This window comes from Actinoplanes sp. 13 (assembly GCF_056134165.1).
The window spans coordinates 124,993-138,208 of the sequence record NZ_JBVYOQ010000002.1; the positions used below are offsets into that span (position 1 = coordinate 124,993).

Annotated in this window: 2 protein-coding genes; both read right to left on the reverse strand. The window is 72.0% G+C overall.

All coding sequences use genetic code 11. The features are described 5' to 3' along the window. Positions 1–94: 94 nt before the first annotated feature. Positions 95–11,347: an amino acid adenylation domain-containing protein gene (locus AC0NH5_RS05335; protein WP_474400581.1), complete on the reverse strand. Its 11,253-nt coding sequence runs from the start codon at positions 11,345–11,347 to the stop codon at positions 95–97. Positions 11,348–11,388: 41 nt separating this feature from the next. Continuing rightward, positions 11,389–13,017 (reverse strand): sugar transferase, encoded by a 1,629-nt coding sequence (locus AC0NH5_RS05340; protein ID WP_474400583.1) that lies wholly within the window; start codon positions 13,015–13,017, stop codon positions 11,389–11,391. Positions 13,018–13,216 lie beyond the last annotated feature (199 nt).

The window sequence follows — 13,216 nt, forward strand, 5'->3', positions numbered from 1 at the left end:
TCGCAAAACAACGTACCGTGACGCTAGCAACCGGATCGAGTGCTGTGAATGTCGCGCCGCGGGTCCGTCGTCCCGGCTCCTGCGAAAGCGCTTCTCAGCTCCGGCTCCGGGCAGCACGGCAAGCCGGCTGTTTGTGGGTGCTGGTACGGGCCGGTCGGAGCAGCGCTGGGGTGGGCTCAGTGCTGGGGTGGGATCGGTGAGGGAGGAAGCGGGTGAGGAGGTGTGGGGGAGCGGCGCGGACGCCGGCGGCGGTGAGGGCGTTCCAGTACGCGGCGGCGAGGTGGGGCTCTACCGGGCCGTGCACCAGCGGAAGACCGGGGTTCGCGGCGTGCAGCAGGGACTCCAGTTGGCAGGACGCGATGGTGCCGGGTAGGCCGATACCGGCGGTGAGGGGGAGGTGGGCGGAGACGGCACGGTCGGTGGGGCCGCAGTCGAGGAGACCGCCTCCGGTGATCAGTACGTCCTGGTGGTCCCGCATGCGGGCGAAGGCCCGGGTGGTGTCGAAACAGTGGGGGAACGAGTCGTCCACCAGGATGGCGCCGGGGCGGAGGCGGTCGGCGTCGATGGTTCCGGGACCGCCGCTGGTGGCGGCCACGATCAGGTCGGCGGCGTAGACCTCGTCGGGAGCGGCCGGGTCGGCGGCGACGATCTTGATCGGTCCGGGATATCCGGTCCCTCGGAGTGTGGTGGCCAGGGCGGACAGGCGACCGGCGGCGGACGGCAGATCGCAGAGGATGAGGGCCACGGGTGGCTGCTCGGCGTGGGCGAGCAGCAGGTGCAGTGCGGAGGTACCGATCGAGCCTGCGCCTACCACTGCCAGGGTGCAGTCGGGAAGTCTGCGGCCGCGGCGGGCGAGGGCGGCGAGGGTGGCGTGGACCACCGAGGCGGCGGTGACGGCATGGCCGGTGGTGACCCGGGCGGTGGAACGGACCAGCGGGAGCACGGCGCCGCCGTAACCGGTGTGGGCGGGGATCATGCCGGCCAGCGAGACGGTGCGCGCGCCGTGCCGGGCGGCCAGGTCGACGGCACGGGCGGTGGTGGCTGCCAGGCCGTCGTGGGTGAGCTCGTCGGCGAAGCGGGGAAGGCAGACGAAAGCGGATCGTCCGAGCGGGGTGCTCACCGTCTCCAGGAGACGGGGGGCCTCGTCGGGGAAGACGGCCGCGCGGATGGTTTCCCGGTCCAGGCGGGGCAGCTTTGCGCGTACCGCCGGAGGGAGATCTGTCGCGATGGCCGCGAGTTGCGCGGGGGCCGGGAGGTAACCGATCAGCGCGGCATCCACCCGGTCGGTGGCGGTCGCCGCAGCGGGCGAACGGGTCGCGGAGGTGGCCCGGGCATCGTCACGCTGAGCGGTGCCCGGGTAAATGGCAGCGGTGCGTAGCAGGGCGGCGCGCAACTCGGCGGCGAGGCCGGCGAGCAGAGCGGGGGCGACGCGGCCGCGGAGGGTGAGGCGCAGGCCGTTGCTGGTGGGGCGGACGGCCAGGAGCACGTCGGTGCCGGGCGGGACAGCCAGGTCCGGATCGATGTCCGGCCAGGTGAGGGTGAGGGTGGCGCCGTCGACCGGCGGCAGGGCGTCGAAGTCGAGATAGGTGAAGAAGAACTGCCAGCCTCCGGGGGCGGAGAAGACCCGGGAACGGGCGTGCCGCACGGCCTCGGCAACGTCGCGGAGGCCGGGGCGGGGGCCGGGGTGCACGGCCACAGCGGTGGCGCAGGGGCCGAAGAGCCGGGTCACGTCGGGGAGGGGGTGATCGCGGCCGGTCACGGCTACGCCGATGAGCGGGTCGGGCTCGGTGGTCAGCCGGGCGAGCACCTGGTGATAGGCGGTGAGTACGGGGACAAAAGGCGTAAGCCCTGATCGTTTGGCGACATCGCGCAGGCGGGTGACGGTGACGGGGTCGAGGGTGAACCCGGTGGAGGTGGCGGGGGACGTCTCGAAGGGAGCACGGCTGCGCGGGACGGCGGTGGACGGCAGCGAGCCGAGCAACGCCGCGTAGTCGCGGAACGTCGAGCGGATCGGCGGGAGCGGCCGATCGTCGTATGCGGCCAGAAGTTCGCGGGTCAGCAGCGCGACGCTGTAGCCGTCGCCGATCAGATGGTGCGCGTGCAGCAGCAGCACGTGCTCGTCGGAGGCGGTCCGCAGGAGCCGGAGGCGGATCGGGGGATGCGTCGTGGGGCTCAAGGGGGTGGCTCGTTCGGCGGCCAGCTCCTCCTCGAGGGGACCGGGAGAAGCGGTGTAGTCGACCTTCAAACGGGTGGTGGCCGGCAGTTCGTGCTGCGTCTCACGGGTGAAGACGGTGCGGAGCATGGGGTGGCGGGCGACGAGGGTGTCGACGGCCTTCTGGAAGCGGGACAGGTCGAGCGGGCCGTGCAGATGGGGGGCCGCCAGCCAGGTGGACGGGGTGCCGAGGAGATCGGAGAGCAGAAAGCCGCGCTGGGTGGGGGTGAGCGGATAGGGCTCGTCGCCGGCGGCCGGCGTGATCGGCTCGGCGGTGGCCGCGTCGATGGCGGCGGCCAGTGCGGTCAGCGTGCGGTGCTGATAGATCACGGTGGGCCGGGGCAGGGCCGCCAGCTCGTTCTCCAGGTCGGCGAAGATCTCCAGGACGCCGATCGAGTCGCCGCCCAGCGCGAAGTAGTCGTCGTCGCGGCCGACGTGCGGGACGCCGAGCCGGTGCGACCAGATGCGGGCGAGCAGGCGTTCCGTGTCGGTGGCGGGCGGTTCGCCGGGCGCCTCGACGGCCGCGGTGAGCTGGAGCGCCGCGCGGTCGACCTTGCCGGTGGCGGTCAGCGGCAGGGCCGTGACGATCTCCGTGCGCGCCGGCACGAGATAGGCGGGCAGCAGCTCCTCGAGGTAGGCGCGCAGGTCGGGGACCACGACGCCGGGCCGGGGCTGGACCCACGCGAGCAGGCGGTCGCCGGCGAGCACGGCGGCGTTGCCGACGGCGGGATGGGCGCGCAGGACGGCCTCGACCTCGCCCGGCTCCACCCGGTATCCGTGGATCTTCACCTGGTCGTCGGCGCGGCCGCGGAACCAGAGCAGGCCGTCGTCGTCCTGGTAGGCCCGGTCCCCGCTGCGATACCAGCGGGTGCCGTCGCGTTCCACGAACGCGTCGGAGTGATCGTCGAGGTAGCCGGCGGCCACGCCGATCCCGCCGATGTGCAGCTCGCCGATCTCACCCGGGGCGCACGGCCGGCCGTCGTCACCGATCACCTCGACCAGCGCGCCGCCGATCGGGCGCCCGATCGGCAGGTGCGTCACGTCGTCGGCCGGCCGCTCGTCGATCACGTGGAAGGTGGCGTTGATGGTGGCCTCGGTGGGGCCGTAGAGGTTGGCGATCCGCTGGCCGGGGCCGAACAGGTCGAACCAGCGGCGTACGTGGGCGGGGGACAGCTCCTCGCCGCCGACGTGCACCCAGCGCAGAGCCAGATCAGGTCTCCCGGCCCGCTTCTCGGCCGCGTTCAGCAGCTTCTCCCAGAGGGTCGGCACCGAGCTCCAGACGGTGATCCGGTCCTGCTCGACGCGGCGCAGGAGTTCGCCGGGGTCGCGGACGACGTCCCGGTCCCAGGCGACGACGGTGGCACCCACCAACAGGGGCGCCAGCAACTGCCGCACCGACGCGTCGAAACAGATCGAGGCGGTCTGCGCGAGCCGGTCGCCGGGCCGATAGCCGAAAGCGGTCAGGGACCAGTCCAGGTAGTTGGCCATCGCCCGGTGCGTGACGGGCACGCCCTTCGGGCGGCCGGTCGAGCCGGAGGTGAAGATGACGTACGCGGTGTCGTCCGGCCCGGTGCTGATCGGAGGCGGTAGGGCGTGCGGGGTCTCGGTGGTGGTGACCAGCCTCCGGCCGCCCAGCGCGCGGGCTGCGGAACGGGTGGCGGTGTCGCAGACGACGACGTCCGCCCCGGCGCGGCTGAGCTGGGAGGACAGGCGCGCCGGTGGGTGACTGAGGTCCAGCGGCACCCAGGCGGCACCGGCTTTGAGGATGCCGAGCAGGCCGATCAGGGTGTCGGCGCCGGGAGCGGTGAGCAGACCGATCCGCCGGGCGCCGAGGGTGGCGAGGTGGGCGGCCAGGCGGTCGGAGGCGAGGTCCAGGTCGAGGTAGGTGAGCGGTGCGCCGTTGGTGAGGACGGCGGTGGCCGCGGGGGTGCGGTGGGCCTGGGCGCGGATCCGCTCGATGACCGGGATCGGTCGTGCCGGCGGCTCCGGTGCGTCGGCCAGGGCCCTGATCTCGGCCAGGTGGCCGGCGGCCAGGCGTTCGATGGTGCCGGCGTCGAACAGTGCGGCCGGATAGTTCCAGGAGAAGTGCAGCGCGCCGTGCGCCTCGAAGCAGACCAGGCCCAGCTTGGTCGCCGCGGACGCCGTGCCCGCCGCGGTGGCCCGTACGTTCGACCCCGCGCCGTCCGCTGCGGGGAATCGCGCGAAGCTGAAACTGGCCGGGCTGGTGGTTCGTGGCCCGGCGCCATTCGTCGCCAGCATCCGCGCGAGGTCCACCGTGGAGACCGATCCGTGCTGCTCAGCGACCAGCCACGCTTGCCGGAGCCGATCCGCGAGGGCCGCCGCCGGCTCACCCGGTGAAACCTCCGCCAGCACCGGGAGGGTGTCCGCGAACGGTCCCACCATGCGATCGATTCCGGCCAGCCGTGCCTGTCTGCCGGCGCGCGCCACCGCCATCGGCACTGTCGTCCGCCCACTCCAACGCGACAGGCAGCGGGCATAGCCGGCGAGCAGCAGATGGAACAGCGACACCCCGGCGGCGCGTGCCCGAGCGGTCAGGCGTGCGGTCACTGCGGGATCAAGACCGGTCAGGTGTACGACGTAAGGCGCTCGCGGATCGGCTTCGGCGTCGCCGTCGAACGGGAGTGGGAGCTGAGGCCAAGAGGCGAGCCGCTGTCGCCAGTAGGCCAGGTCGGATGCGGCCGGCGCCGTGCGCGACGCCTCGTGATCGGCGAACGTGGCCCGGGGCGGCGCGGGCAGCTCCCCGCCGCTGTAGAGCGACCACAGCTCGTCACCGAGCACCGCGAGGCTGAAGCCGTCGGCGGCCGCGTGGTGCACGACGACGATCAGATGTGTCAGATCGGGACCGGCTATGGCCAGCACCGCGCGTACCGGGGCCTCCCGGGTCAGGTCGAACGTCTGGTTGCGCAGGCGCGCGTCGAGGTCCTCGATCGGCTCGGCCAAGTCGATCAGGCTGAACCATTCCGGTCGCTTGCTGTCGGGCGCGGTGAAACGCTGGCCGCGTGCGCCGAAGCGGAGACGCAGCATGGGGTGCCGTCGTTCCAGCTCGGCGAAGGCCGACGCCAGCCGGTCGCTGTCGATCGGCCCGGCCACGGTCTGCCGGACGTAGGCGTACGCCGGGACCTCGGGATACAACTGTCCCGTGGTGCGGAAGGCCTGCTGCACCGGGCTGAGCGGGAACTCGGGTGCGCCGGCCACATGCCGGGCCAGCTCACCGACCGTACGGTGCTCGAAGAAAAGGGTTGTCGACAAGGTGCGGCCCAGCCGGGTCTCCAATTCCTTGACCAGGTCGACGGCGGTCAGTGAGTCGAGACCCAGGGTGAGGAACGGCTCGTCGAGGCCGATCGTCCCGGGTTCTCGTTCCAGGGGTCCGGCGAGCAATTCCCGGACCGTGTCGATCACGTGGTCCTCGTCGTGATGCTCAGGCGAGGGACGGTCGGCGGCCGTCTCCACCGGGGATCTCCCGGACCGGTGGCCGTGCTGGTCCGGGGACGGTGTGACCAGGACCTGAGCGGTGCCCAGGGCTGCCGCGGCCCACAAGACGTCAGGGACCTGATCGAGTGGCAATGACGGGCCGTTCGCGCCGGCGATGGCCATTCCGCCGCCGGCCAGTGCGGGGAGATTGACCGCTACGAAACGGCGGCCGGCCAGACGTTCGGCGGCGGCGAAAGCGTCCAGGAAAGCGTTTCCGGCCACATAGTCGCCTACCGCGCCGGCGAGGCCGGGGACGACGGAGGAAATCGAGGAAAGAGCGATGAAAAGCGGATCGGAGTCGCGTACGGCCTGGGCCAGCAAGGCGGTGCCGCGCACCTTTGCCGCCAGTCCCGCCAGAAGATCGGCAACGCTCTTCGCGCGCAGACTACCGGGGCGCACGATGCCCGCGGCCTGGATGACCACGTCGAAACGGTGCCCGGCGACGAGGGCCGTCACGGCAGCCGCGTCGGTCACATCGGTGACCCGGTAGGAGACGGCGGCCCCGAGAGCTCGCAGCTCGCCGAGGAGGGCGGTGGGCTCGGCGGATCGACCGGCCAGCAGCAGCGTCGGGTGGCCGCGGCGGGCGAGGTGACGGGCGATCGCGGCACCGGCCGCGCCGGCGCCGCCGACGATCAGGTAGTGGCCGTCCGCCGGTGGCAGGTCCTGGACGAGGCCGGTGGTGGCTGCATCGGGGGCCGACGCTGTGTGCGCCGGTCCTGCGTGCGTTGTGCTGGGGTCGGCCGGGAGGAAGTGGCGGACGAGCCGTCGGCCGTTTCGCCAGGCCACCGACTGCGCGGCGCCGGGGAGCGGGGGGTCGGCGGACTCCCGGGCCAGCGCGCAGCGGTGGGCGGTTTCGGACTCGCCGGTGGAGAGGTCGACAAGGCGTACCCCGAGGCCGGGGTTCTCGTCGGCCAAGGCCATCGCCAAGCCGGACCAGACGGCTCGGGACGGGTTCGGGCGTTCTGTGCCCGTGCCGGTGGTGTGCACGTCTCGCGTGATGACCAGGAGATGACCGGTGCGCGGGGCCGCAGCCATTGCGGTGGCGGCGGCTTCGACCTGGGCATCCAGAGTCGGGTCGGGTGTGCCGCTCTGGTTGGTCGCGTCGCTCCGATCGAGTGCGCCGGCGTCGATGATGGTGATCGTGCTGGCGTTCGGATGGATTCCGGCCTGGGGACTGTCGCCGGTGGGGCTTGACTCGTCCCCAAGGGCAGGCCGCAGGCTTGAGGGCACGGAAACGCTGGGGAGCGCGGGTGCTTCGATCCAGCGGGGGATGGCGAGTGTGGGAGGCGGCGGGTCGGTGATCCAGTAACGGCGTCGTTGGAAGGGATAGGTGGGGAGTGGGAGTCGCCGGGCGCCGGAGTCGAGGGCGGTGCGGTCGAGCGGGACGCCGCGACTCCACAAGGCACCAGCGGTGGAAAGGAGTTCGTGGGGATCGAGGCCCGCCGGGCGTGTGCCGATCGCTCCAGCAAGACCGCCGGGTGCGCCAAGCTCGAGGAAAGTGTCGTAGCCAACTGCTCGCAGCTGAGCGATTGCGGCCATCGGCTCGGTCACTTCGCGGGAGGGGCCATCGGGTCGGTCAGGCCGGCCGGCGGTGCCGGCCCATTCCAACGTGGCCATGTTCAGCAGCGGCACTTCGGCCGCCTCGTGGACGGCGACGCTGCTGGGATCGGAGTCGCCGGTTGCGGCCAGCCGGACGGCTTGTGCTGGGGTGAGGATCCCGGCAATGGCGGCGGCAGCCAGCTCGCCCGCGCGGTGGCCGGCCACCGCGTCCGGCCGGATCCCGTAAGCGCGTAGTTGGGCGGCTTGAGCTACCGCGAACGCCACAACGAGAGGAGAGGCAACCTGGGAACGTCGGAGATCAGTCGTGGGCGCGTTCGAGCCGGTGCACCATGCGACGAGGGAGCGGCCGGCGATCGGCCCGGCTGAGGTGGACAACTCGTCGAGAACCGCCCGGAAGACAGGCGCGGTCGCATAGAGGGCGGCGCCCAGGCCGGGGACCAGTGCGTCCTGCTCGCCGAAGAGGAAGGCGAGGCGGGGTGCCCGGCCGACCGGCGGGCCCGGCTCCGCCACGGTGAGCTGCTCGGCGAGGTCTCCGTCGGCGACGAGCGCGAGCCGGTGGGCTCCGTCGTCCCGTGCGTTCGACGCGCCGGCACAGACGTCGGCCTCGTGCAGATCCGGGTGGCGGCGCAGGTGTTCCGCGAGTTCAGCGGCGGCGGCACGGAGACCGGCGGCGGACCGGGCCGACAGCGTCAGCAGGTGCGGTCCGGCTGCCGGGCGCGCCGCCGGCGACGGGGACTTCGAGCGGTTGACGGCTGTCAGGATCGCGTGGGCGTTGGTGCCGCCGAAACCGAAGCTGTTGATGCCGGCGACGAGCGGCCCGGTCCAGGGGCGGCGTTCGGTGAGCACCTCGAAGCCCGCTCCCGCGAGGTCGAACCTCCGCGACGGGCGGGCGTGATGCAGAGAAGGGGGTAATTCGCGATGCTGTAGCGCCAGCACGACCTTGACCAGCGCCGGCAGGCCGGCCACGTTCAGCAGGTGACCGATGTTGGTCTTCACCGAGCCGAGCAGTCGCTTCTGCCCGTGTGGCAACGGTGGGAAGGCGTGCGCGAGTGAGCGTGCCTCGATGGGATCGCCGACCGCGGTGCCGGTTCCGTGGGCCTCCACATAGGAGACGTCGGCGGGGTCTACGCCGGAGTCGCGGTATGCCTGGCGGATCACCTCCTGCTGCACCACGGGGTTGGGTGCCATCAGGCTCAGTGAGCGGCCGTCGTTGTTGACGGCGGTGCCGCGGACGACCGCGAGCACCTGGTCGTCGCCGGCCGTGGACAAGCGGGTCAGCACCAGCGCCGCGCCGCCCTCGCCCGGCACGAAACCGTCGGCGTCCGCGTCGAAGGCGCGGCAGCGGCCGGTCGGTGACAGCGCCTGCGCGGCGTCGAGCAGGCCTTCACCGGTGGCGGTGAGGTTCAGGTTGACGCCGCCCACCACTGCTATGTCGCAGTCGCCGGCGGCCAGGCTGAGGCGGGCCAGGTGCAGAGCCACCAGGGCGGACGAGCAGGCAGTGTCGATGGCGAGGGCCGGGCCGTGCAGATCGAGGAGGTGCGCCACCCGGGCGGCGGTGAGATTGCGCAGGGTGCCGGTCAGCGCATACGGGTTGAGCTGGGTGCCGGTCAGCGCGGACGGGTTGAGCTGGGCGGCCGTCAGCGCGGACGAGTCCGGTGCGGTGCCGGGCTGCGGTGACGGGGTGGGCCGGGTGGCGGCGATCAGCTCGGGATAGCCGCTTTCGCCTACCGCGGCGAACACGCCGATCCGGCGTCCGCGGCGGCGTGGTCCGGCATAACCGGCCCGCTCCAGGGCTTCGTGGGCCAGCTCCAGGAAGATTCGCGCGTGCGGGTCCAGGTGGCGGGCCTCGGTGTCGCCGATGCCGAAATAGGCGGCGTCGAACAACGCCGGGTCGGCGAGGAAAGCGCCGTGACCGCCGTTCGGCCAGCGGGTCACCGCGGTGACGCTGTCACGGCCGGCGAGCAGGTTGGCCCAGAACTGGTCGGGGGTGTCGGCGTCCGGGAAACGGCAGGCCATACCGATGATGGCGACGTCTGTGCCGGCCTCGCCGGAGGCCGCGGGCCCGGCGGCGGTGGCCGACTGCACGGTGTGATGGGGACGGGTGACAGCGGAAGTCTGGAGGAGGTCAGCGAGGGCGGTGACAGTGACGCCGTCGCGCAGCAGGACCGGGTTCAGGGTGCGGCCGAAGGTGTCCTCCAAGGCGGCGAGGACCTCCATGGCCTTCAACGATGAGCCGCCGATCGCCATGAACCGGTCGTCCGGCCCGATCTGATCCGCCGGGATGCCGAGGACCCGGGACCAGATCGCCCGGACGATCCGCTCCAACTCGGCTGGGGTGCGTGCGCCTGCTGAGCTCGCTGGCGTTGGCGCATCTTCGGGAACCGCTGCGGTGGGCGCGGCTGCGGGGATCTCGGTGGGCGTGGGCGGCTTCGCCTCGTCGAGGGGTCGCAGGCGTTCGCGCAGCACGTGGCGGCGCAGTTTTCCGCTGGTGGTCCGGGTGAACGTGCCGTTGGGCACGACCTGCACCTCGACGCCGTCGTACCCGAGCGCCTCCGCCACCCGGGCGCGCACCGCTGGGCCGGTCTCGGGAACGCGCGCCGCTGAGGCGGCCACGAACACCACGACCCGTTCCCGGCCGGTCGCCGAATCTGTGGCGCCGACCACCGCGATCGGCCCGGTTCCCAGTTCGGGCGTTCCGGCCGCCACCTCCTCCAGGTCGGACGCGTGGAAGTTGCGGCCGTGCACGAACAGCACGTCCTTGTGCCGCCCGGTCACGCAGAGCCGCCCGGACCGGAGGAACCCCAGGTCGCCGGTGCTCAGCCAGCCATCGGTCAGGGTGGCGGCGGTGGCCTGAGGGTCGCGGTGATAGCCGTGGGTGACGTTGGGGCCGCGCACGTGGATGTGGCCGACGAGACCTTCCTCGAGCGGCGTTCCGGCGTCGTCGACGATCCGGACCGTGCAGCCGGGCACCGGAAGGCCGACGTCCATGAGTTCGACGGCGGGCGCCTCGGGCGCCGCGTCCACCGCGACACCGCGGGCCAGGGCGGCACGGCTGAGACGGTGCGGGCGCGCCAGTTCGCCCATCGGGGGGAACGAGACCGCCACGGTGGCCTCTGCCAGGCCGTACACCGGTTGCAAAGATCGTGGATCGAGCCGCGCCCGGCCGAGCTTGGCCGTGAAGGCCCGCCAGACCGTGGGGGAGATCGGCTCTGCGCCGACCATGACCAGGCGGACGCTGCTCAGGTCGAGGCGGTCGAGGGTCTCGTCGCCGACCCGTCGTGTGGTCAGTGCCAGCGCGAAGTTGGCCGCCGACAGGATGGTGGCGCGGTGCCGGTCGGCGGTGCGCAGCCACAGCTCGGGGCGCTTCGCGAAGGCGAGCGGGCTGATCCGGACCTGTTTGCAGCGCACGTACAGCGGGGCGAGGTGGGTGCCGATCAGCCCCATGTCGTGGAAGTACGGCATCCAGGTGACCACGACGTCGGCGGCGCCGGCGCGGCTGGCACGGGTGGACTGGTCCAGGTTGGCGATCAGGTTGCCGTGGGTGAGTTCGACGCCTTTCGGGGCGCCGGTGCTACCCGACGAGAACTGCAGGAAAGCCACCTCGTCAGGTCCGGCCGCAACCGGTTCGGGCAGCGGAGTGGCCGCACGCAACTCGGCGAGGGAAAGCAGCCGGGCGGCAGGCGGTCCGTCCGGGGAAGGCAAGTCGCCTGCCGACGGCCCGTTGGGGGAGGGCAGGCGGACCGCTGGGGAGATCAGGTGGGCGTCTCCGGCCAGCGCAGGCTGCCCGAGCAGCCGCCACACCCCGGCCAGACGATCCGGTTCGGCGGGCAGGGGTACGGCCACCACGCCCGCCAGGATCGCGCCCCAGAACAGGGGCAGGAACTCGGCGCTGTCGTCGGTGACGATCAGAAGCGGATCACCGGGGCGCAGTCCGGCGCCGCGCAGGCCGCCGGCGACCCGCAGCGCGTCGTCGTGCAGCTCCGCATAGGTGGTGACGCGCTCGCCGCCGGTGCTGTCGACGTGGACAACGACCTGGTCCGGTGCTTCCGTGGCGGCCCGCACCAGCAAGTTGATCAACGTCATGACCGGAACCCTACCGATCCGGTCGTGGGGCGCCGCCGGTGTCAGCGGCCGCCGCCGCGGAACACCTCACTCACCGTCCGCAGCACGACCTTGACGTCGAGCCAGAGCGACCAGTTCTCGATGTAGTAGTTGTCGAACCGGGCCCGGTCCGAGATCGGGGTGTCGCCGCGCAGACCGCTGACCTGGGCCAGACCGGTCAGGCCGACCGGGACGCGGTGGCGCATCGCGTACTCCGGGTAGTCGACCGAGAAGCGATCGACGAAGTACGGCCGTTCGGGGCGCGGGCCGACGATGCTCATGTCGCCGCGCAGCACGTTCCACAGCTGGGGCAGTTCGTCCAGCGAGGTGCGCCGCATGAAACGGCCGATCGGCCCGACCCGCTTGTCGTGGCCGATGTTCCAGTTGGTCTGCGACTCCTTGTCGTCGACCGGCCGCATCGAGCGGAACTTGAGCACGTCGAAAGGCTTGCCGAAGCGGCCGATCCGCTGCTGGCGGAAGATGATGCCGCGCCCGCCCTCCAGGAATGTGGCGATCGCGCAGAGCAGCATGATCGGGCTGAGCAGCAGCAGCGCCACGGATGCGACGAGCAGGTCGGACGTCCGCTTCACCGCCCATTTCGGGCCCTCGAGAACGGGACGGCGCAGGCGTACGACCGGGATCGCGCCGATGTGGTCGGGCGCACCCAGGCCCTGCGGGAACTCGCGCAGCCGCGGCACCATCCACAGGTCACAGTCGCGCAGGCCGGGCGCCAGGACGGTCCCCAGCAGGCGGCTCTCCGGGCAGTCCACGTCGGCGATGATGACCACGTCGCACTCGGTCTGCCGGACCAGCGTCTCCAGGTCGTCGAGCCGGCCGACCAGCGGCAGGCTCTCCCTGCTGTCGTGCCCGGTCGCGGCCACGTCGACGAACCCGCCGAAGCGGAGACCGTACTGCGGGTAGCGGCGCAGCAGGCGGGCCAGCTCGGTGGCGACCGGGCCGCCGCCGACGATGATCGCGCTGTGCTCGACCCACCGGCGGCGGCGCGCCATCACCACCGCGAGGCGGCTCACCACCCGGGCCGGCAGCAGCAGCGCCGCGGAGATCGCGGCCAGCCGCAGGAAGCCGTCCACATTGTCGATCGAGTCGTGGCGGATCGCGACCGCCATGGCGACGGCGGCGGTGCCGGTCAGCATCCGCAGGTAGAGGCTGGGCAGCTCGTCGAGGACGCTCAGGTGGCGCCGGGCCCGGTACAGCCCGCCGACGGCGAACAGGCCGACGGTCACGAACGCGGTGGCGAGGGTGGCCTTCCAGTACTGCTGGCTCCAGGCCAGCGGCGCGACCAGCGCGACGAAGTCGGCCGGCAACGTGAGCATCCAGGCGCGCAGCGGCCGGGTGCGCTTGGCGGCCATCGAGGCCACGTACGGCAGGACGACGGTGGACCCGAGGTCACCGCCGGGGATGATCAGTCGTTCGGTCTCCGGCTCGTCCTTGCGCGAAGCCGCATCCGGGCGGGTGGCGGCGTCCTGGTGCGTGGTCGCGGAACGCTGCGCCGGAACGTTCGGCAACTGCCTGCTCTCCTGGGACGGGGTCAGCCATCCGAACGAGTCGCGCTGGTCCGTCCTGTTCGATCTTTCGGCGGACGCGTCCGGGGAGCGCTGCCCCGGAAGTGCCGGACCGGTGTGTTGGATCATCGAGTCCCCCGTGCACTGAACACGGTTTCTAATACCGTGATCGGAGCGGATCGTAGAGGTTCGTATGAGTCGATGCCACCCCGGTACCTGCCTTTTGTGGTCTTTGTCGTGTTCGTTTTCCTCCCCGAAACGTGCCTAACGGTGTGATCTTCACCATTGATGACGAGCGAACTGTGCACGTTTTCAATACATCGCCCGG

Coding starts and splice junctions, on each gene's coding strand:
- AC0NH5_RS05335 (WP_474400581.1), bottom strand. CDS start 11,347: ATGACGTTGATCAACTTGCTGGTGCGGGCCGCCACGGAAGCACCGGAC.
- AC0NH5_RS05340 (WP_474400583.1), bottom strand. CDS start 13,017: ATGATCCAACACACCGGTCCGGCACTTCCGGGGCAGCGCTCCCCGGAC.